Annotated in this window: 19 protein-coding genes; 13 read left to right on the forward strand and 6 right to left on the reverse strand. The window is 69.9% G+C overall.

All coding sequences use genetic code 11. From position 1 onward, the window contains the following. Positions 1 to 59 precede the first annotated feature (59 nt). From GKO32_RS36455 to GKO32_RS36465, 3 genes are all read left to right on the forward strand, one after another. Entirely contained in the window at positions 60 to 1,019 is a 960-nt protein-coding gene (locus GKO32_RS36455; RefSeq protein ID WP_154761472.1) for an aldo/keto reductase, read from the forward strand. Between the two features lie 90 nt (positions 1,020 to 1,109). Beyond that, complete coding sequence (locus tag GKO32_RS36460; RefSeq protein WP_154761473.1) at positions 1,110 to 2,102, forward strand: hypothetical protein; 993 nt, start codon at positions 1,110 to 1,112, stop codon at positions 2,100 to 2,102. Beyond that, positions 2,099 to 2,320, forward strand: coding sequence for a DUF5703 family protein (locus tag GKO32_RS36465; RefSeq protein ID WP_154761474.1), 222 nt, complete (start codon positions 2,099 to 2,101; stop codon positions 2,318 to 2,320). Before GKO32_RS36460 ends, GKO32_RS36465 begins: the two co-directional genes overlap by 4 nt. Positions 2,321 to 2,528: 208 nt before the next feature. Here the strand turns inward: GKO32_RS36465 and GKO32_RS36470 are convergent, their stop codons facing one another. Then, positions 2,529 to 3,842: a M20/M25/M40 family metallo-hydrolase gene (locus GKO32_RS36470; protein WP_312869207.1), complete on the reverse strand. Its 1,314-nt coding sequence runs from the start codon at positions 3,840 to 3,842 to the stop codon at positions 2,529 to 2,531. A 20-nt stretch (positions 3,843 to 3,862) separates the two neighbouring features. Next, positions 3,863 to 4,537: a hypothetical protein gene (locus tag GKO32_RS36475; RefSeq protein WP_154761475.1), complete on the reverse strand. Its 675-nt coding sequence runs from the start codon at positions 4,535 to 4,537 to the stop codon at positions 3,863 to 3,865. Positions 4,538 to 4,722: 185 nt separating this feature from the next. On the opposite strand from GKO32_RS36475, the gene GKO32_RS36480 reads away from it, so the two are divergent. From GKO32_RS36480 to GKO32_RS36495, 4 genes are all read left to right on the forward strand, one after another. Continuing rightward, on the forward strand, positions 4,723 to 5,121 hold the full coding sequence (locus GKO32_RS36480; RefSeq protein WP_154761476.1) for a pyridoxamine 5'-phosphate oxidase family protein: 399 nt from the start codon (positions 4,723 to 4,725) through the stop codon (positions 5,119 to 5,121). A gap of 30 nt (positions 5,122 to 5,151) precedes the next feature. Then, positions 5,152 to 6,681 (forward strand): GAF domain-containing sensor histidine kinase, encoded by a 1,530-nt coding sequence (locus GKO32_RS36485; RefSeq protein ID WP_154761477.1) that lies wholly within the window; start codon positions 5,152 to 5,154, stop codon positions 6,679 to 6,681. Continuing rightward, positions 6,678 to 7,310 carry a response regulator gene (locus tag GKO32_RS36490; RefSeq protein ID WP_154761485.1) on the forward strand — a complete coding sequence of 211 codons (633 nt, stop codon included), beginning with the start codon at positions 6,678 to 6,680 and terminating at the stop codon, positions 7,308 to 7,310. The genes GKO32_RS36485 and GKO32_RS36490 overlap by 4 nt, the downstream gene beginning before the upstream one ends. Positions 7,311 to 7,403: 93 nt before the next feature. Then, positions 7,404 to 7,928, forward strand: coding sequence for a GNAT family N-acetyltransferase (locus GKO32_RS36495; protein WP_312869208.1), 525 nt, complete (start codon positions 7,404 to 7,406; stop codon positions 7,926 to 7,928). 3 nt (positions 7,929 to 7,931) lie between these two features. Here the strand turns inward: GKO32_RS36495 and GKO32_RS36500 are convergent, their stop codons facing one another. Next, on the reverse strand, positions 7,932 to 8,894 hold the full coding sequence (locus GKO32_RS36500; RefSeq protein WP_154761478.1) for an Acg family FMN-binding oxidoreductase: 963 nt from the start codon (positions 8,892 to 8,894) through the stop codon (positions 7,932 to 7,934). Between the two features lie 102 nt (positions 8,895 to 8,996). Further along, the gene (locus tag GKO32_RS36505) at positions 8,997 to 9,410 is read right to left on the reverse strand and encodes a pyridoxamine 5'-phosphate oxidase family protein (RefSeq protein WP_312869209.1); all 414 of its coding nucleotides are present in this window, start codon (positions 9,408 to 9,410) and stop codon (positions 8,997 to 8,999) included. A gap of 132 nt (positions 9,411 to 9,542) precedes the next feature. Here GKO32_RS36505 and GKO32_RS36510 point away from each other — a divergent pair, with 132 nt between their 5' ends. Together GKO32_RS36510 and GKO32_RS36515 are read left to right on the forward strand one after the other, a co-directional pair. Further along, positions 9,543 to 10,181 (forward strand): response regulator, encoded by a 639-nt coding sequence (locus tag GKO32_RS36510; RefSeq protein ID WP_312869210.1) that lies wholly within the window; start codon positions 9,543 to 9,545, stop codon positions 10,179 to 10,181. Positions 10,182 to 10,286: 105 nt separating this feature from the next. Then, entirely contained in the window at positions 10,287 to 10,559 is a 273-nt protein-coding gene (locus GKO32_RS36515; protein WP_154761479.1) for a dsRBD fold-containing protein, read from the forward strand. Between the two features lie 6 nt (positions 10,560 to 10,565). Here the strand turns inward: GKO32_RS36515 and GKO32_RS36520 are convergent, their stop codons facing one another. Beyond that, on the reverse strand, positions 10,566 to 12,953 hold the full coding sequence (locus tag GKO32_RS36520) for an ATP-binding protein (RefSeq protein WP_312869211.1): 2,388 nt from the start codon (positions 12,951 to 12,953) through the stop codon (positions 10,566 to 10,568). 100 nt (positions 12,954 to 13,053) lie between these two features. On the opposite strand from GKO32_RS36520, the gene GKO32_RS36525 reads away from it, so the two are divergent. Together GKO32_RS36525 and GKO32_RS36530 are read left to right on the forward strand one after the other, a co-directional pair. After that, a complete protein-coding gene (locus GKO32_RS36525) occupies positions 13,054 to 13,743 on the forward strand; it encodes a helix-turn-helix transcriptional regulator (RefSeq protein ID WP_154761480.1) in 690 nt (229 codons plus the stop codon). A 119-nt stretch (positions 13,744 to 13,862) separates the two neighbouring features. After that, positions 13,863 to 15,026, forward strand: coding sequence for a glycoside hydrolase family 64 protein (locus tag GKO32_RS36530; RefSeq protein ID WP_312869212.1), 1,164 nt, complete (start codon positions 13,863 to 13,865; stop codon positions 15,024 to 15,026). Here the strand turns inward: GKO32_RS36530 and GKO32_RS36535 are convergent, their stop codons facing one another. After that, positions 15,027 to 15,632, reverse strand: a complete 606-nt coding sequence (locus GKO32_RS36535) for a TetR/AcrR family transcriptional regulator (RefSeq protein WP_166459844.1) — start codon at positions 15,630 to 15,632, stop codon at positions 15,027 to 15,029. Between the two features lie 158 nt (positions 15,633 to 15,790). Between GKO32_RS36535 and GKO32_RS36540 the strand changes: the two genes are divergently transcribed. Next, a complete protein-coding gene (locus tag GKO32_RS36540) occupies positions 15,791 to 16,960 on the forward strand; it encodes an acyl-CoA dehydrogenase family protein (RefSeq protein ID WP_154761482.1) in 1,170 nt (389 codons plus the stop codon). Positions 16,961 to 17,295: 335 nt separating this feature from the next. Beyond that, positions 17,296 to 19,356, forward strand: a 2,061-nt coding sequence (locus GKO32_RS36545; protein WP_312869214.1) for a sensor histidine kinase, incomplete at its 3' end; no start/stop codon positions are given.

Consider the following 19,356-nt stretch of genomic DNA (forward strand, 5'->3'; position numbering starts at 1 on the left):
CCACTCCCCCACCACCACCCTCAACGGACCCGCTTTGCGGGGCAGTTACTCTCTGTGGCATGCAGAAGCGACAACTGGGCAGGTCGGGACTCCGCGTGTCCAGGATGGCGCTGGGCACCATGAGCTGGGGCCGCGAAACCGACCCCGACGAGGCGGCGAGCCAGCTGGTCGCGTTCGTCGACGCCGGGGGCACGCTGGTGGACACCGCGGACGTCTACGCCGACGGTGAGTGCGAGCGGATCCTGGGTGCCCTGCTCACCGAGCTCATCCCGCGTGACGACGTGGTGCTCGCGACGAAGGCGGTGGCCCGGCGCGGCGACGGCCCGTTCGGCGGCGGCGCGTCACGGGGCGCACTGTTGTCGGCACTGGACGGTTCACTGCGGCGGCTCGGTGTCGACCACATCGATCTGTGGCAGCTGCACTCGTGGGACGGCACCGTACCGCTGACCGAGACGCTGTCGGCGGTCGAGTACGCGATCACTTCGGGCAAAGTCCGCTACGCCGGGGTCTCGAACTATTCGGGCTGGCAGCTGGCGACCGCCGCCTCGGAAAGTACGTGCCTGGTGTCGGCGCAGGCGGAATATTCGCTGGTCGAACGCCGGATCGAGCGTGAGGTGGTGCCGGCGGCGGGCTATCACGGGGTCGGGCTGCTGCCGTGGGCTCCGCTGGGCCGGGGCGTGCTGACCGGTAAGTACCGCACGGGCACACCCGCCGACTCGCGCGGCGCGTCCGCCGCCTACGCCGGTTACGTCGAGCAGCACCGCACGGAGCGGGCGGCGCGGATCGTGGAGGCCGTCGCGACCGCGGCGGACGGTCTCGGCACGTCGCCGCTGGCGGTCGCGCTGGCCTGGGTCCGGGACCAGCCCGGGGTCGTCGCGCCGGTGGTCGGCGCGCGGGACACCGGGCAGCTCACCGGTTCGCTCGCGGCGGAGGAAATCGTGCTGCCGAGCGCCATCAAGGCCGCGCTCGACGATGTCAGCGCGATCCAGTTCGGTTACCCGGAGCGGTGGCCCAAATGACAAGCAGGTGACACACACGTGACGTGGCGGGCATTGTGGAGCATGCTGGGTCCGGTCGGGAAATCCGGAGGTCGGGTGCGGAGGTCCACGATGGCGGTGGCGTTGCCGGTGGCGTGCACGCTGCTGGTGAGCGCCTGCGCTTCGGACACCGGGAAGGGCGACGACGCGCTGCAGATCGTCGCGAACCCGGTCGCCGCGACGGCCGCGCTGTCCCCCACGCCCGCCGCGCCGCCCGCCGGCACGGTGCTGCCGGCCGGTCACGTGACGGCGATGGCGGCGGATCCGGCGAGCCGGGTGCTGGCGGTCGCGGTCGACGAGCCGCCTGCCGTGCTGCTGTACAAGCTGGCCGATCCGGCTGCCGCGCCGGTGCGCGTGGACGTGGCCGGTGTGGTGGAGCAGCTGAGCGTGGCGGGTGACCGGTTGCTGGCGAGTATCCCCGGCAAGGGTCAGGTCGCGAGTATTTCCGTGGCCGGTGCGGTGTCGGAGCTGGGGGTGCCGGGTCAGCCGGCGGGTGCGATCGCGGATGGGGCGCGGACGCTGGTCGCGGTGCGGGACCGCAAGGCGGTGGACGTGTATCAGGACGGCAAACTGGTGAAATCGGCTGCCGGCGGGCTCTACAGCGCGGACGAGGTCGTGCACAGTGGAGCCGGGACCGTGGTGCTGGACCGGCTGCGGACGGCGGTGTTCCTGGTCGATGTGGATGGCGGCACGGTCGGCGAGGGTTTGCGGGCGGGTGACGGCGCGACGAACGCGGTCGCCGATTCGTTCGGCCGCGTGCTGGTGACCGACTCGCGTGGCGGGGCGCTCCTGGCGTTCTCCACGGACCCGTTCCTGCTGCGGCAGCTGTATCCGGTGCCGGGCGGGGTTTATGGAATTGCCTACGACGCTTCGCGGAACCTGGCGTGGGTGACGCTGACGGGGCTCAATGAGGTCGTGGGTTTCGATGTGCGTGGTGGCGAGCCGGTCGAGAAGTACCGGTTCCCCACCGTGCGCCAGCCGAACTCGGTGACGGTCGACGAACAGACCGGGAAGGTCTACGTCGGATCGGCGACGGGAGAAGGAATCCAGGTGATTCAACCATGACCAACACACCCGAGGCGGTGGTCGACGCAGACTGGGAATACCGGCGGCTACAGTTACCGCCGGGCTTGTCCCGGCGAGCCGCCGCGACCCAGCTGTCCATCCACGCGGAATTCGCCGGCTGGGAACTGTCCACGGTGCGGCTGTACTCCGACGGAAGCCGCAGAGTCTGGCTACGCCGCAAACGCAAGCCGGCTGACGTCGGATACCTGGCCTCGTAACGGCGGGGCTGGGTAGGCCTCGTCCGCCTTCGGCCGGCCCAGCCAGCTGCTGGCGCCCGCCCCAGAAAACCGCCGCCGTGCAACAAAAGCCGCCGGGGGGACCCACCGCCCGCTCCCACCCCTGGACCAACACGAAGCCTCCGCAACTGGCTCCGGGATGACTGGCCCAACGGGACCACACCTTGACAAGGTCGGTCTGGGGCTTGCGTTACGCCGCGCGGAAAAACCTGTCGAGGACCTTTGTGCCGAATTTCAGTGCTGCTACCGGTACTCGTTCGTCGACGCCGTGGAACAGGCCGGAGAAGTCCAGGTCTGCCGGCAACTTCAGTGGCGCGAAGCCGAAGTTGCGGATTCCCAGCGACTGGAACGATTTCGCGTCCGTTCCGCCGGAGAGCATGTACGGCAGGGTGCGGGCGGCCGGGTCTTCCGCGACGATCGCCGCCGTCATGGCGTCGACCAGTGCGCCGTCGAAGGTTGTTTCCACCGGGGGGAGTTCGATCCACTCCTTTTCGATGTCGGGGCCGAGGATTTCGTCCAGTTCACTGTTGAACGCATCCAACCGGCCCGGCAGGATGCGGCAGTCGACGGTTGCCTCGGCGATCGAGGGGATCACATTCGTTTTGTAGCCGGCCGTCAGCATGGTGGGGTTCGCGGTGTCGCGCAGGGTCGCACCGATCATGCGGGAAATGTTGCCCAGTTTCGCGACCGAGCCTTCGATATCGTTTTCCGGGAAATCCCAGCCGGTGATTTCGGTGACGCCGGCGAGGAATTCACGGACCGAGTCGGTCAGCACGAGCGGGAACCGGTGGTTACCCAGCCGGGCAACGGCTGCCGAGAGTTTCGTGACCGCATTGTCGTGGTGGATCATCGAGCCGTGCCCTGCGGTGCCCCGCACCCGCAGTTTCATCCAGCGGATACCTTTCTCCGCCGTCTCGATGACGTACGCCCGCACATCGTCTTTCAACGTGATCGAGAACCCGCCGACCTCGCTGACCGCCTCGGTCGCGCCCTCGAACAGGTCCGGCCGGTTCTCCACCAGCCACTGCGCGCCGAACTTGCCGCCGGCTTCCTCGTCGGCCAGGAACGCGAAGATCATGTCGCGTGGCGGGACGATGCCTTCACGTTTGTAGTGCCGAGCCAGCGCGAGTGTCATGCCGACCATGTCCTTCATGTCGACCGCGCCCCGGCCCCAGACGTACCCGTCCTGAACCGCGCCCGAGAACGGGTGCACCGACCATTCCGAAGGATCCGCCGGCACCACGTCGAGATGCCCGTGCACCAGCAGGGCCCCACGCGACGAATCCGCCCCGGGCAGCCGGGCGATCACGTTGTGCCGGTTTTTCCCGCCGGACTCGACATATTCGATCTCGTAACCGACTTCGGTGAGCTTCTCCGCCACGAACTCCGCGGCGGCCCGCTCCCCCACCAGGGTCTCCGGATCGCCGGTGTTGGTGGTGTCGATGCGGATCAGGTCACTGGTCAGCGTGACGGCTTCATCGGCCGCGGTTTCGATGGTGCACACCACGCCTTCCTACCATCGGCTCACCCCGGACCCGGTGGCAGTCCAGCCGCACCGCCATCGATGACCTGCCGCGCCGCACGCGGCACCCGCCAGTCGAGACGGGTACCGGCGCTGCGTTCCAGTTTCGCGAGCACCCCGCGCGCCGCGGCGAGCGCGGCCTCCTGCTCCGCCGGGGTCGCCCCGCCTTGCGCGAGCTCGAGCAGTTTGATGCCCTGCGCGATCAGCGCGCGTTCCTCCGTGGTGAACCGCGACGCACGCAGTTTCTCCGCCGCCTCATGCGCCGCCGCCCACGCCCTTTCCGCGGTACGGGCGGCGTCGATGAACTTGCGCGCCATCGGCTCCGGCGGGAACTCCTCGGTGTGCAGGGCCATCGCCTCGTGGAAGGCGTCGATGAACCGGCCCGTGGACGGCACCGCCGGGTCCGCGAGCGCGGGCAGCTTGAGCACCTGCAACGGATCGGACTCGTACCCGCCGTACTCCTGCGCGACCTTGGCATACCGCTCGCATGCCTCGTCCCAGCGCGACCGCACGGACCTGGGCTGCGGGGGCGGGACGGTCCGCACCCCAGCCGGATGTGGCGCCGGCTGCGCGCGCCATCGCCGGTGCAACGCCGCGCGCGAGGACATCGACACGACGAGCCACAGCAACACGATGAACGGCCACATCAGTGGCTCGAGCTCATGCAGCGGGTACATAGCGGCTCCCTCTGCCCCAGGGGCTTTCCTCCATGATGCTCCCGCGATCGGGCATCGTGCCGGGCCCGCATCCCGTGGAAAAGCACCGGGCCGAACGGCCCTATCGGTGACCAGGCACGGCGGCGCATGGTGAGGGCCGAATTTCCCCGCAATTTCCCCACTGCACGGCAAAAGGAACGACCGCGATGCTCGACCAGTCTGGCCTCGAAATCCTGGACCGGGACGAGTGCCTCGCCCTGCTCGCCACCGCTGCGGTCGGCCGCATCGTGTTCACGACCCGCGGCCTGCCCGCGGTGGAACCGGTCAAGTTCCTCTGCCGGCGCGGTGCGCTGTGGTTTCCCGCGCGCGCACAGACGGATCTGTTCGGCGCCGCCCGTGACGGAGTCGTGGCGTTCGAGGCGGACGAGTTCGACGCCGTACTGGAGACCGGCTGGTGGGTGTCCGTACTCGGCCGGGCGGACGCGGCGACGGACTGCGACCTGCCGTCGCGGCTGCCGGACCTGTCGTGGGGCGACCTGCATGGCGACCTGCGGTGCGTCCGGATCCCGATCGAAGTCGTTTCCGGGCGGCGGGTGACGAGGTAATCTACTGGACCTTCGGCAGGGGAGATCCAGTTGACGGAAGCCGGCGCGCGGGCGTTGTTGGACGCGGTCGTGGGGGTAGCGGGTCAGCTGCTCCTGCCCGACGTGTTGCGCCACACCGTCGATTCCGCCCGTGAGCTCACCTGCGCGCGCTACGGGGTGCTCGCCGAGGTGCTGCCCGGCAACAGGCTCGGCAAGGTGGTCGAGGCCGGCGACTCGCGCCCCTACGCCGGTCCGGACGAACTGCCTGCCGGTCCCGGCACGCTGGCCGTCCCCGTTCACCTGGACGGCGGTGAGTACGGCCGCCTGTGTGTGACGGGCGGCGACTTCACCGACTGGGACCGTGAACAGCTGGAGACCCTCGCCGCGGCGGCCGGCATCGGGATCGGCAACGCCGACCGCCACGAGCGCGCGCTGCGGCGTGAACGCTGGCGGGACGCGTCCCACGAGGTGACGTTCGCGCTGCTCAACGGCCAGGACAGCACCACGACCCTGCACACGATCGCCGACCGCGCCCGGGTCGTGGCGGACGCGTCCGGTGGCGCGGTCGCGCTGCCCAGCGACACCGACCCCGACACCCTGGTGTTCGAGGTGATCGCGTCGCCGTTTCCCGAATACAAGCGGCTACTCGGCGCGATCGTGCCGAAGGAAGGCACCGCCTCCGGTGTCGCCTACACCTCGGGCAAGCCCGTGGTGGTGAGCCAGTACGGCGGGCATGCCGCGGTCCAGCAGGCCAATTCCGGCCTGGACATCCCGGAGACGATCAAGCATCTGGACTCCGCGATCGCGGTCCCCCTGATCGTCGGCACGGAAACTCTTGGCGTGCTGCTCGTGGTCAGGTTCCGCGACCGGGATCCGTTCAGCGAAGCCGAAGTCGAGCTGGTCCGCGATTTCGCCGCACATGCCGCGCTGGCCATCGAGTTCGCGCGTGCCGCGGAGGACCGGCGCCGGCTGGTGGTGTTCGAGGAACGCGACCGGATCGCGCGTGACCTGCACGATCTGGTGATCCAGCGGCTGTTCGCGATCGGGCTCGGCCTCGAAGGTCTGGGCAGGCTCGCCACCAAGCCCGAGGTGGCCACGCAGCTGACCGGGTTCGTCCGCGATCTCGACCGCACGATCCGCGACGTGCGCAACAGCATCTTTTCCTTGCAGGAACCGGCGGAACCGCACGGCGGGGTCCGCTCGGATCTGCTGCGGATGGCGCAGGACAGCACGAGGCTGCTGGGCTTCGAACCGCGGGTCAGTTTCGACGGCCCGCTGGACGCCGCCGTGACCGGGCCCGTGCGGGGCGACCTGCTGGCCACGATCCGCGAAGCGCTGTCCAATGTGGCGCGGCATGCCGGCGCCGGGTCGGTCTCGATTGAGGTGGACGTCGATCGCGATGGCCGCCACCTGTCGCTGACGGTGGTCGACGACGGGGTCGGGTTTCCGGCAGAATCGGTGCGGGCGGACGGGCTGGACGCGGTGCGGCGGCGCGCGGAACGCTGGCACGGCGCGCTCATCGTCGAGCCGCGGGCCGAGGGCGGCACGAAACTGGCGTGGACGGCGGTGCTGAGCGGATGACGATCTCGGTGTTCCTCCTCGACGACCACGAGGTCGTGCGGGCGGGTCTGCGGACACTGCTGGACTCGGAGCCCGACCTGGCGGTGATCGGCGAGGCGGGCACGGCGGCCCAGGCACTGGCCCTGGTCCCGGCCGCGCGGCCGGACGTGGCGATCCTGGACGTGCGGCTTCCCGACGGCGAAGGCGTCTCCGTGTGCCGCGATATCCGGGCGCTGGTCGAGCCCCCGCCCGCATGCCTGATGCTGACGTCCTATTCGGACGATGAGGCGCTGTTCGGCGCGATCATGGCCGGCGCGGCAGGTTACCTGCTCAAGCAGGTGTCGGGGATGAACATCGTCGAAGCGGTCCGTACCGCCGCGGCGGGCGGTTCGCTGCTCGACCCGGAACTCACGGCGTCGGTGACGAACCGGATGCGCGCCGGCGACACGCAGTACGAGTCGCTCAGCCCGCAGGAACGGCGCGTGCTGGAGCTGATCGCGGCGGGCCTGACCAACCGCCAGATCGCGAAAGAGCTCTTCCTGGCGGAGAAAACCGTGAAGAACTACGTGTCGTCCCTGCTGCACAAACTGGGCTTCGAGCGCCGTACCGAAGCGGCGGTCTATCTGGCAAAACGCCACCGGAGATTCTAGTGAGAGTGGTGAAAGGACTTGCGTGGCGGTGCGGGTGGCGGTGCAAGCTGGCGGCCCACAGCAAGCGGCTCCGCCGCTGAGGAAACAGAACTCGTGATCCGCGTGCGGCACACCGCCGAGCTGACCGGGCCCGAGCTGGCGTCCGCACGGGCGCTGTTGTTCGAGGTCTTCGACGACATGACCGACGCCGACTGGGAACACGCGCTGGGCGGGCTGCACGCGCTCGCGTGGGACGGGCCGCAGCTGGTGGGGCATGCGTCGGTCGTGCAGCGGCGGCTCCTGCATGGTGGCCGGGCGTTGCGCACCGGCTACGTCGAAGGGGTCGGCGTGCGGCCGGCGCGGCAGCGGCAGGGCTTCGGCGCGGCGATGATGGCCGAGCTGGAACGTGTCATCCGCGCCGCATACGACCTCGGTGCGCTCGGCGCGACCGACGACGGCGCGGCGTTCTACCGTTCCCGTGGCTGGCTGCCGTGGCGCGGCCCGTCGTCTGCGCTCACCCCGGCCGGGATCCGCCCGACCCCCGACGACGACGGCGCCATCCACGTCCTGCCGGGTGCCGCTCCCCTGGTCCTCGACGCCCCGCTGACCTGCGACTGGCGCGACGGCGACGTCTGGTAGGCCTCAGCGCGCGACGACCGCCGGCTTGCGGCGCGGGGTCGCCGCCGCGGCGAAGCCGTAGCCGAAGCGCAGCACGGCCTGCGGATATGCCTGTCCACCAAGGAGTTCACGCAGCGTGTCCCGCGTCGACGGGATCTCGACCGGCTGCGACAGGAACGACGCGCTGACCCCCGCGGTGGTGCCGGTGAGCAGCACCCGCTGCAACGCCTGCCCGGTGCGCAGCTGCGCCAGCGGCGTGTCGGTGAACGAGCTGAGCACCGTGACCAGCGGTTCGCGCTCGAACTCCCGTTGCGGCCGCCCGCTGCTGCCCGGGTACGCGCGCAGGGCGAGCAGGTTGCCCGGCGCCGGACGCGGACCGCCCGCCGACATCGGCACCCCGTCGCGACGGCCGCCGTCGGTGGTCCAGCGCCGCAACTCCGCCTGGAACGCGGGGTCCTCGTGCTGCAGGTGTTCCGCGTGCCGCAACAGGTTCGCGAGGCCGTCCAGGACAGCGGGATGCTCCAGCAGGGTCAGCGTGGCGCCCTCCAGGCTCGCCGCCCGCACCAGCGTCTGCCGGATCCAGGCGGGCACCGGCCGGTCGGTGAACGGCCGCCGGTTGCTGCGCCGGAATCTGATCGCCCTGGCGAACGCCTGATCCTCCGGGGTGACCTCGCACGGACCCTGCAGCCACACGATGGCCAGGTGGGCGGGACGGCGACGGTCGGGCAGCAGGTGCACCGCCGACGCGCGGCCCGCGGCCCGCAGCGCGAGCTGGAGGTTCAGAATGGCCGCCCCGCAGGAAAGGCGCGCTTCGCGGCCCTCGGGGTCGGCGACCGGCAGTACCCGCTCGCGGTCGAGCAGGACGTCGATCCGGTCACTGGTCACCTCGAACCGCCACGGCTGCGTGTTGTGCGGTGACGGTGCCCGTACCGCGGCCTCGAGTGCCGGCTGGATGAGGTCCACGGTCTTCGTGGAAAAGGCGGTCATGATCAGGCTCCCCGTACTGGTGTGCGGTTCCCAGCCTTGTGCCCGGCGCAGGTGCCCCGGCAGAGCCAGGCGTCCCGAACCTGCGGGGTCTTTCGGCCCTGGTCACCCGGGCAGGCCGAACCCGCTGACCAGCTCGGGACGGATCCGGATCAGGTAGCTCGCCTCGTCGTCATCCCACGGGTCCTGGTAGCGCTCGGGCACCTCGCCGGCGGCGATCTTGCGCGCCACCCCGGTCACCACGACGCTCCAGCCGATGGTGTCGTCCGCCCCGATGCCGTCGGCCTCGTAGGCGACGACCGTGTCCAATGCGGACAGCAGCGGCGCGCCGGGGTGACCATGGATGATCACCTGCCCGGCGTCGACGACATGGTGCACCGGCCGGATGGCGGGCAGGGCCTGGTGGGTGAACACGATCCGGCCCACCCGGACACTCGCCAGCCGTCGCAGCGACTCGTCACGGGTCAGCTCGTGGAACCGCACGGGCTTCATCGGGAAGTCGGATCCGAGGGTCGGCACGACCGCATTTTCGTCCGCGCCCGCAGCCGGATAAAGAGCACAAAGTCCTCTGCGGTGATCACCGTCCGCGGAAACGTTTCGCCCTGCCGGGGGAAGCTCTAGCCTGAGCGGTAGCAGCGAGAGGGGCGGACCGTGATCAAGGTATTCCTGGTCGACGACCACGAGGTGGTCCGCCGTGGTGTGGCCGACCTGCTCGAAGCGGACCCCGAACTGACCGTCGTGGGCGAGGCCCCGACCGCGGCACAGGCCCTGGCCCGGATCCCCGCGGTCAAACCCGACGTGGCCGTGCTCGACGTGCGCCTGCCCGACGGCAACGGCATCGAACTGTGCCGTGACCTGCGGTCACGGCTGCCCGAGCTGAACGTGCTGATGCTGACCTCCTACACCGACGAGGAGGCCATGCTCAACGCCATCCTCGCCGGCGCCGGCGGCTACGTCATCAAGGACATCCAGGGCCTGCACCTGGTCGCCGCCGTCCGTGAGGTCGGCCTGGGCCGGTCCCTGCTGGACAACCGCGCCGCCGCGACACTGATGGCGAAGCTGCGCGCCGATTCCGCCCACTCCGGGCCGCTGGCGACGTTGAGCGCACGGGAACGCACCTTGCTCGACCTCATCGGCGAGGGCCTGACCAACCGTCAGATCGCCGAGCGCATGTTCCTCGCCGAGAAGACCGTCAAGAACTACGTATCCCGGCTGCTGACCAAACTCGGTCTCGAACGTCGCACGCAAGCCGCCGTCCTGGCCACGAAACTGCACGACAACCGCGAGTGATCCACTGTGGACTATCGGAGATTTCCGTCCCGTGAACTAGGGCCTTTTGCCTCTACGCCGGGCCTGCCGGGGTCAGCAGGCTGGACATGACGGAAGAGGAGGGTCATGTCACGAGCGCATGAATGGACGATGGAGATCGCACTCGACGAAAACGGTGACAGCACCCGCGCCAAGGTCCGGCTGACCGCTGCCGGCGGTACCGCGTTTCACGGCATCGGGCTGGTCCAGGGCGGGCCACGCGGCATGCACCTGCCCGGGATCGCCGCCGAACTGGCGATGGCGCGGGCGTTCAGTGACCTCACCGAGGAACTGCTCGAAGCCGTCGCCTCCGATATCGAAGCGACGCTGCCCGGGACCTCGATGCCGGTCAAGGCCTGATCGCGGTCAGTCCACTGTGGACAACGTGGAAGACAGCCGGGCAGCCAGGGCTCGCGCTTCGTCCGTGCCGAGGTCGCGACACAGCGCGAGCGCTTGGTCCCGGTACGCACCCGCCTGCTCGGGGTCGCCGGTGGCCGCCCCCAGCATGGCCAGCTCCGCCAGTGTGCAGGCGCGTGGCCAGCGCAGCTGAACGCCGGTGAACGCGGTGAGCGCCAGCTGCAGGCATACCCCGGCGAACGCGTGCTGGCCGACTTCGCGCCGGGCACGGCCCTCGTTGAGCGCCGCCTGTGCCTCCTCCAACAGGAAACCGCCCTGCCGGAACAGCGCGCGAGCTTCGCGGAACGTGGCGGCCGCCCGCTGCCAGCGCCGGGCCTCGTTGAAATCCAGCCCGATGCTCAGCAACGTCGAGGCCTGGAAGAACCGGCGCGCTTCGGGATTCGCTTCGTCGTAACGGGATTCGACATCCGCGAGCACCGCGCGGTGCACGGCCAGTGCCTCGTCGAGCCGCCCGTGTGCCCGCAGGATCCCGCCGAGGGTGTTGCGGATCATGCCCTGGCCGAGCCAGAAATCCAGTTCCCGCGCCAATCCCACGGCACGGCGGGCGTGCAGGAGCGCTTCACCGTGCCGGCCGAGCCGCACCAGCACCGACGCGACATACCCGAGCGCCCACGCCTGCTCGGCCCGGTCCCCGATCTGTTCGGCGACCAGCAGCGCCTCCTGGTGCGCGGCCAGCCCGGACTCGTTGTCGCCGAGGCAGAAATACCAGGCCCAGCCGACCAGATCGAGCAGCACGGCTTCGTCCGTGCGGCTGCCCAGCGACCTGGCCGCGGCAAGGCCAAGGGTGAAGATCTCGTGCCACGGCCGTTGCTGCGTGCGCCCGCCGGAGTACCACTGCATCGACCGGGCCAGCTCGAGTACTTCGCGGTGGCGGCCGGTCCGCGCGGCGATGCGGTGAGCCGCCAGCCAGTTCGACGCCTCCGTGTCCAGCCACGAGCCGGCTTCGCGGCGGGAGCCGAACGGTTCGGGGGTGCGCACGTCGGGGAAGAACACCCGCGCGGCGGCCGACGCGGTGCGTAGCAGATGGCTCAGCGTGGCGCTGGTCAGCGCCTCCCGCTCCGCCGGTTCCTCTTCGGCGGCAAGGCATTCCTCGGCGAAGATCCGCAGCAGGTCGTGGAACCGGTAACGGCCAGGAGCCAGCGCGGCCTGCACCAAGTTGGCGTCCACCAGCTCGTCCAGATACACCTGGACGTCGTCTTCGGTGCGGTTCGCGGCGACCGCGGCCAGATCCGCGGCGAAGTCACTGCCCGGGATCACCGCGAGACGGCGGAACACCAGTCGCGCCGCCGGGGACAGCTTGCGGTAGGACAGCTCGAACGCCGAGCGCACCTGCAGGTCCCCCGCGGCCAGCGAGCTGAGCCTGGTGCTGACGTCGCGCAGCTGGCCGGCCAGATACGCGATGGACCACTGCGGCCGGGTCGCCAGCCGGTTACCGGCAATGCGCACCGCGAGCGGCAGCTTCCCGCACAGCGACACGAGTTCCGCGGCCGCCGCGGGTTCGGCCGCCACTCGTTCGGCGCCGACGATGCTGGCCAGCAGCTCCGTCGCACCGGCGGGCTCCAGCGGCTCCAGCCAGATCCAGCGGCCGATCTCCAGCCCGGCGAGCGCCCGGCGGCAGGTGATCAGCGTCAGACAGCCGGGGCTCGCCGCGAGCAGCGGGCGCACCTGGGCTTCGTCGGCGGCGTTGTCGAGCAGGACCAGTACGCGCCGGCCGGTCAGCAGCGAGCGGAACAGGTGCTGCTGCTCGACCGCCGAGGGCGGGACCTGCCGCGCCGGGACGCCGAGGGCGCGCAGCAACTGTTCTAGCGCGGCCCGCGAGCTGACCGGCTGGTCGTCCATCCCGCGCAGATCGACCGCGAACGCGCCGTCCGGGAACCGGTCGGTGAGCGCGTGCGCGGCGGCCACCGCGAGCGTCGTCTTGCCGATCCCCGGATGGCCGATGATCGACAGCACCACCCCGCTCGGGGAGTCGGCGGCCGCGGCCTCGCGCACCTGCCGCAGCTCCTCGTCGCGGCCCAGCAGGTGCCGCACCGCGGGCGGCAGCCGGCACGAGAGCTCCTCCTCCACGACCAGTTTCGCGGCGCGGCGGCGGCCTTCGCGGGCCGCGGCGAGAAACCGCGCGTGGTCCTGCCCGGTCAGGCCCATCGCGTCGGCGAGCGCGGCGGCCGAGCGCCGCTGTGCCGCCTGCGCGCGGCCCCGCTCCAGGTCACGCAGGGCGCGGACACTCACCCCGGAGGCCGCCGCCAGGTCCGCCTGGGTGAGGCCGGCGGCCCTGCGGTGGCGCAGCAGCAGACGCCCGAACGCCGACGCGTCCTGGGCTTGTCCGTTGTCGTTCACGTCATTCACCACCGCCTATTGAACCGGCAGGATTGCATGTGGCGAAACCTGCCGGTAGTTCTACCTCCTCCCCGCACCCGAGATCCGGTTTGCTTGACTTATGTCATCGCGTATCGCATGGGCGGAAGGCGCAGGCCGGGACGACGGCAGGCCGAAGCTTCATGCCGTCACGCCGCGCCGGGCCGCGATCCGGGTCATGGTGGTCGCGGCCGACCACTTCGTCCGGACGGGCATCGTCGCCGAGCTCCGGGACAAGCCGTCGGTGCAGCTGATCGATCCCCGCGAGGACATCGAACCCGAGGTCGTGGTCGCTGTCGCCGACCCAGGACCGGAACTGGCGAATCTGCTGTCGACCGGGACCGGGGCGAAGCTCGTGCTGGTGGCCGACGAAGCGCGGCCGGCCGAGCTGTGGACCGCTGTCGAAAACGGGCTCGCCGTCCTCGTGCCCCGTGCCGACGCGTCCACGGCCCGGCTGCTCCAGGCGATCACCGACGCGCATGCCGGCCGCGGTGACGTGCCGCCGGATCAGCTCGGGTCGATGCTGCAGGGGTTGTCCCGGCTGCACCACGACGTGCTGGCCCCGCGCGATCTGACGCTGAGCGGGCTGTCCCGGCGGGAGGCCGACGTTCTGCGACTGCTCGCGGATGGTCTGGATACCGCGGAGATCGCGTCGAGGATGACCTACTCCGAGCGCACCGTGAAGAACATCCTGCACAACCTGCTGTCGCGGCTGGGGCTGCGGAACCGGACGCACGCGGTGGCGCATGCCTTGCGCGAGGGCATGATCTGACCTTCCCCCAGTTGTCTGGACCTTTGTTGGAAAGGTACAGACAACCGACGTTCGTTGGTTGTCTGTGACCCAGCACACTCCTTAGGGTCGGTACACATTCGACCGAAGGAGGAAATCCGGTGCTTTCCCGCCGCGCCTTCCTGGGCCTTTCCGCCGCCGCGCTCACCGCACCCGCCTGGCCCGGTTTCGTCACCGCCGCCGCCACGCCGGCCACCTTCACCCTCAGCCTGGTCAACAACTCCGGCTCCGGCACCGTCTACGCCTACGTCACCGGCACCACCCCGGACAACCGGCTCGTGCTGCTGGCCGCCGACGGCTCGCCCTACTACCCGTCCTCCCCCTCGGGCACACTGACCCCGCTGCCGGTCGACTGCGCGATCCCGGTCGGCTCCGGACGCCAGGTCAGCGTGCCGCGCATGGCCGGCGCGCGGATCTACCTGGTCACGGACTCGAAGCTGGACTTCTTCCTCAACCCCGGACCGGCGCTCGTGCATCCGAGCTTCCTCAACACCTCCGACCCGAACTTCGGCCGGCAGTGGTCGTTCGCGGAGTTCACCTTCAACGACACCCAGCTGTTCGCGAACATCAGCTACGTCGACTTCGTCGCGCTGCCGCTGGGCATCGCGCTGTCGACGACGTCCTCGGGCAGCAAGTCCGTGCCAGGACTGCCATCGGGCTCCGCGGCCGCGGTCGCGAGCGAGCTGTCCGCGCAGGGTTCGAACTGGGGCCAGCTGGCCCAGACCTCGAACGGCCGGGTGCTGCGCGTGCTTTCCGCGCACCACAAGGCAGATCAGTTCGCCGGGTACCTCGACGGCTACCTCGACCAGGTGTGGCAGAAGTACTCCGGGCAGCAGCTGCGGATCGACTCGCAGAACCCGGGTCTGGGCGTGTTCACCGGCACCGTCTCGGGCGGCTCGCTGACGTTCGACAACGGTGAAAGCTTCACCAAGCCCACAACCGCCGACGTGTGGAGTTGCGACAGCGGCCCGTTCGCGATCACCGCGGGTGCGAGCCTCGCCCGCAAGGCGATCATCCCGCGGCTGGCCGCGGCGCTGAACCGGACCACGTTGCTGGCCAACGCCAACCAGCCTGACGGCGAGGACCCGGCGCAGTTCTACCGCAACGCCCAGACCAATCACTACGCGCGGATCGTGCACAGCAGGCTGCCCGACAACCGCGGCTACGCGTTCCCGTACGACGACGTCACCCCCGGCCCGGATTTCAGCGGCTCGGTCTTCGCCGGCGACCCGGAAGTCCTGACGGTGACGGTCAACGCCTTCTGATCAGGGCTCGAGCGCCAGCGGCAACAGGACGTTGTCGACCAGCTCGGTCAGATACGCCTCGTCCGGGCGCCTGCCGTCGAGCAGGGTCCTGGTGAACACCGAGGCCAGCGCCACTTCGAACACGTAGGTCGTGCCCGCGGCGCGGATCTTCTCGCCGCGGGCACGGGCGCGCGCGAAGATCATCCGGTCGGCCGTGATGGTCGTCTCCGCGATCTGGCCGCGGACCTTGTCGCGCAGTGACGGGTCGCTGCGCAGGGCTTCGAGCAGCCCGAGCAGCTGCGAACCCCAGGCGCCCACGGTGAGCCGCACCATGCTGTTGACCGCGGCGACGAGGTCGCCGCGCAGCGACCCGGTGTCGTCCTCCCAGGTCGGCGAGTCGAGCTCGGAACGCCGTGCGATCGCCGCCGAGATGAGCGAGGGCTTGTCCGGCCACTTCCGGTAGATCGTCGCTTTCGAGGCGCGGGCGCGTTCGGCGATCAGCGTCATGGTGACGCCCTCGTAGCCCCGTTCCGCGAGCAGCTCGAAGGCGACCCCGAGGATCACTTCCTCGCGTGCCTCACTCCTGGTGGGCCTGCGGGCCGGCGCCACGTCGTTTCCTCGCGTCATCACCGCAGCGTAACCGTTCGCACCGCTCCCCCGACAGAGCAGTTGAGTAACGATGCGTTTCGTTTTTACGAACTTTATCGTGAGCAGATCTGGTGCTCGATGCGACATATGAGTACCGTCGAGTTTCGTTCTGATGGGTACTCAGAGACGAGGTGGACATGACCACAGCACGGAAGGCGCCGGTGTCCGGGGCCGAGCTGATCGCCGAGGCGCGACGGCTCGCCCCGTTGCTCGCCGAGCATGCGCCCGAGGGCGAGCGCCTGCGCCGCGCGCCGGACGCCGTGATCAGAGCGCTACGCGAGGCGCGGATCTTCGACCTGATGGTCCCGGAGGTCCACGGCGGCCTCGGGCTCGACGCCGACACGTTTCTCGAGGTCGGGCTCGCACTGGCCGAAGGCGACGCGGCGATGGCGTGGCTGACGTTCTTCTACATCGAGCACAACTGGATGTTCTGCCAGTTCCCGATGAGCTTCCAGGAAAAGCTCTACGCCTCGACGTCGCATGTGCTGGCGCCGGCCGTCGTCGCGCCGACCGGGAAGTCGGTCGAGGTCGACGGTGGATTCCGCGTCTCGGGCCGCTGGCAGTTCGGCACCGGCATCGAACACGCCGACGACTGGGTCATCCTGATGACGCTGGTGCCCTCGGACAGCGGCCCGGTGCAACTGCGCATGTGCGCGCTGCGGCGGGATCAGGTGACCGTCGAAGACGATTGGTTCACCGACGGTATGCGCGCGACGGGGAGCAACACGATCGTCGTCGAGGACGCTGTGATCCCCGCTGAGCAGGCCATCCTGGTCCAGCCCATCAGCGACGGCACGGGTGCGGTGCACGACCTGCCGCTGTACCGGACGCCGATGCAGCCGTTGATCATGCTTGCCGTATCGATGCCCGCGGTCGGGCAGGCCCGCGCGGCGGTCCGCGGGTTCGCCGAGCGCGCTCGTAACCGGTCGTTCCTGGGCTCGAAGACCAAGCTGGCCGAGACCCCGGCGGCACAGATGCGCCTGGCACGCGCCGAGCTCGAGGCGAACCAGGCGGAGCAACTGCTCCGCTCGATGACGACCGAGCTGATGGCGTTGCGCAACAACGCCACCGTCGCCGACCGGGCCAGGATGACCGCGATGACCGCGCTGGCCGTCGACCAGAGCAAGCGGGTCCTCCGGCTCGTGCACGACGCCAGCGGGGCGAGCGCACACCGCACTAGTGACCCGCTGCAGCGCGGAATCCGCGATGTCCAGGCCCTTTCGGCGCATCCGACGCTGTCCATGGACACGCGCCTGGAAACCATGGGGCGGACCATGTTCGGCTTCGAGCCAGGCGTGCCGGTCTGAACCACGCCGTATAGGTCGTTATACGTAGAGCTGGAGTGTCCATTGTGGACACTCCAGCTCCGGTCGGTCGACGGTCATCCACTTCCGGTAGTTGGAAAATTGTTGTTTTGCCTTGTCAAGACCTTCCTTCGGATGAACCAAAACATGAAGTTGACTCACGGTTGCTGCCGAGATTAATCTGCGCAGGCGCTGTGACGAGTCAGCCGGCTCGGCCGCGCACGTGAAGAACTGGGTGCGGGGGCCCTGGCCAGTCACAACGAGTGCGGGAAGGCCCTGTAGGAGCCTTGAAGAAGAATTCCGGAACACGTAACCGACGTGCTTCGATCCGGACGAGGGTGCTCTCGATCGCCTTCGTGCCCAGCATCGCGCTGTTGCTGGCCGGCGTCGCACTGGCGGGATATCTGCTGTACACCGCGATCGCGGCCCGCACCTTCATCACGAAGGTGCACAACTCCGCCCCGATCGCCGTGCAGTTCTTCGCCTCTCTGCAACAGGAACGGCAGCTCACGCTGACCGACCTGGCGACCCGCGGCGCCGTCCGGGCGCAACTGTCCGAGGTCCGCCACAAGACCGATGCCACCGGGGCGGGCCAGGCGCAGAACCTGGCGGGGCTGTACGACCAGGCGCCGCCGCGGGTGCAGGCGAGCATCAACCAGACGGCCGCGCAACTGGCGCAGCTGCCGGACTTCCGGTCCAAGGTGGACGCCGGCGGGGTCTCGCTGCTGGACGCGTACACCTTCTACAACCGGATCCTCGACACCTACACCGACGGCCTGCTCGGGGTGGCCGAGCGGACCCCGGACGCGCAGACGGCGTACCTGCGCGCCACCGCGATGCCGCTGTTCGTGGCCGCCGACCAGATGGCCCGCAGCATCGCGCTCGCCTCGGGCGGGATCGCGCACGGCGGCCTGACCGACGACGAGTTCACCGCGTTCATCGGGATGGCCGGCGCCTACCACGCCGGGTTCGACAACGCGGTGCCCGAGATGATCCCCGCGGTGGCGCAGCAGTACAACGCGCTCAAGACGACCCCGGTCTGGGCGACGGTGACCGGCGTCGAGCAGTCGATCCTGGGCGGCAACCACCGCTCGCTGCCCCCGGGGGTCACCCCGCAGCAGTGGCAGGCGAGCGCGACGCAGGTCGCCGGTGCGCTGATGAACCTCTACATCCAGCAGAGCACCAACGCGACCGACATCGAGATCGACACCGGTAACCGGGACCTGATCACCGCGATCGCGGCGGGTGCGGCGGCGATCGTGCTGGCCGTCATCGTCACGATCATCGCGTGGCGCATGTCCAGCCGGCTCGTCCGCCGGCTCGACCGGCTGCGCGAGGACACCCTGGAGATGTCCGACAAGCGGCTGCCCTCGCTGGTCGAGCGGGTCCGGGGCGGCGAGGACGTCGATCTCGAACAGGAAATGGCGCTCCTCGACCACGGTGACGACGAGATCGGCCAGGTCGCCGAGGCGTTCAACCGCGCACAGCAGACCGCCGTCGCGGCCGCCGTCGACGAGGCGAAAACCCGTGAGGGCACCAACAAGGTGTTCCTCAACATCGCCCACCGCAGCCAGGTGCTGGTGCACCGGCAGCTCAAGGCCCTCGACGAGGCCGAGCGCAAGCAGGAGGACCCCGACCAGCTCGACCTGCTGTTCAAGCTCGACCACCTGTCCACCCGCGCCCGCCGCAACGCGGAGAACCTGATCATCCTCGGCGGTGAGCGGCCCGGCCGGCAGTGGCGCAACCCGGTGGCTCTCGCCGACCTCATCCGCGGCGCGACCGCCGAAACCGAGGACTACGCCAGGGTCAACGTCGGCCGGATGCCCGGGCTCGCGGTCGACGGCCCGGTCGTCGCCGACCTCATCCACCTGCTCGCCGAGCTGATCGACAATGCCACGTCGTTCTCCCCGCCGCAGTCGCGGGTCGAGGTGTGGGGCGACGTGGTCGGGCGCGGCGTCGTGCTGGAGATCGAGGACCAGGGCGTCGGCATGGAGCCCGAGCAGATCGACGAGCTCAACGCGACGCTCGCCGATCCCCCGGATTTCAGCGTGATGGCGTTGTCCCAGGAACCCCGCCTCGGCCTGTTCGTGGTGGCGCAGCTGGCTTCCCGGCACGGGATCACGGTGACGCTGCGGCATTCCGCCTACGGTGGCACGCGCGCGATCGTGCTGGTTCGCTCCGAGTTGCTGACCCCGGTGCCGCTGGCGGACGAGCCCGAACCCGTCGCGCCGCCGGTCCCGGTGCCCCCGCAGCAGGGCCCGGTCAGCGACCACCCGAGTCAGCCGACGCGGCGCGCCCAGCCGGTGCCGCGCCCGGTGGAAACGCCACCGCACAACGGAACGCTCCCCACCCCGGAACCGGGCGGCACCCCGGTGAACCTGTTCCGCCCGGCGCGGGAG

The sequence above is a fragment of the Amycolatopsis pithecellobii genome (assembly GCF_009707865.1).
Lineage (GTDB): Bacteria > Actinomycetota > Actinomycetes > Mycobacteriales > Pseudonocardiaceae > Amycolatopsis_E > Amycolatopsis_E pithecellobii.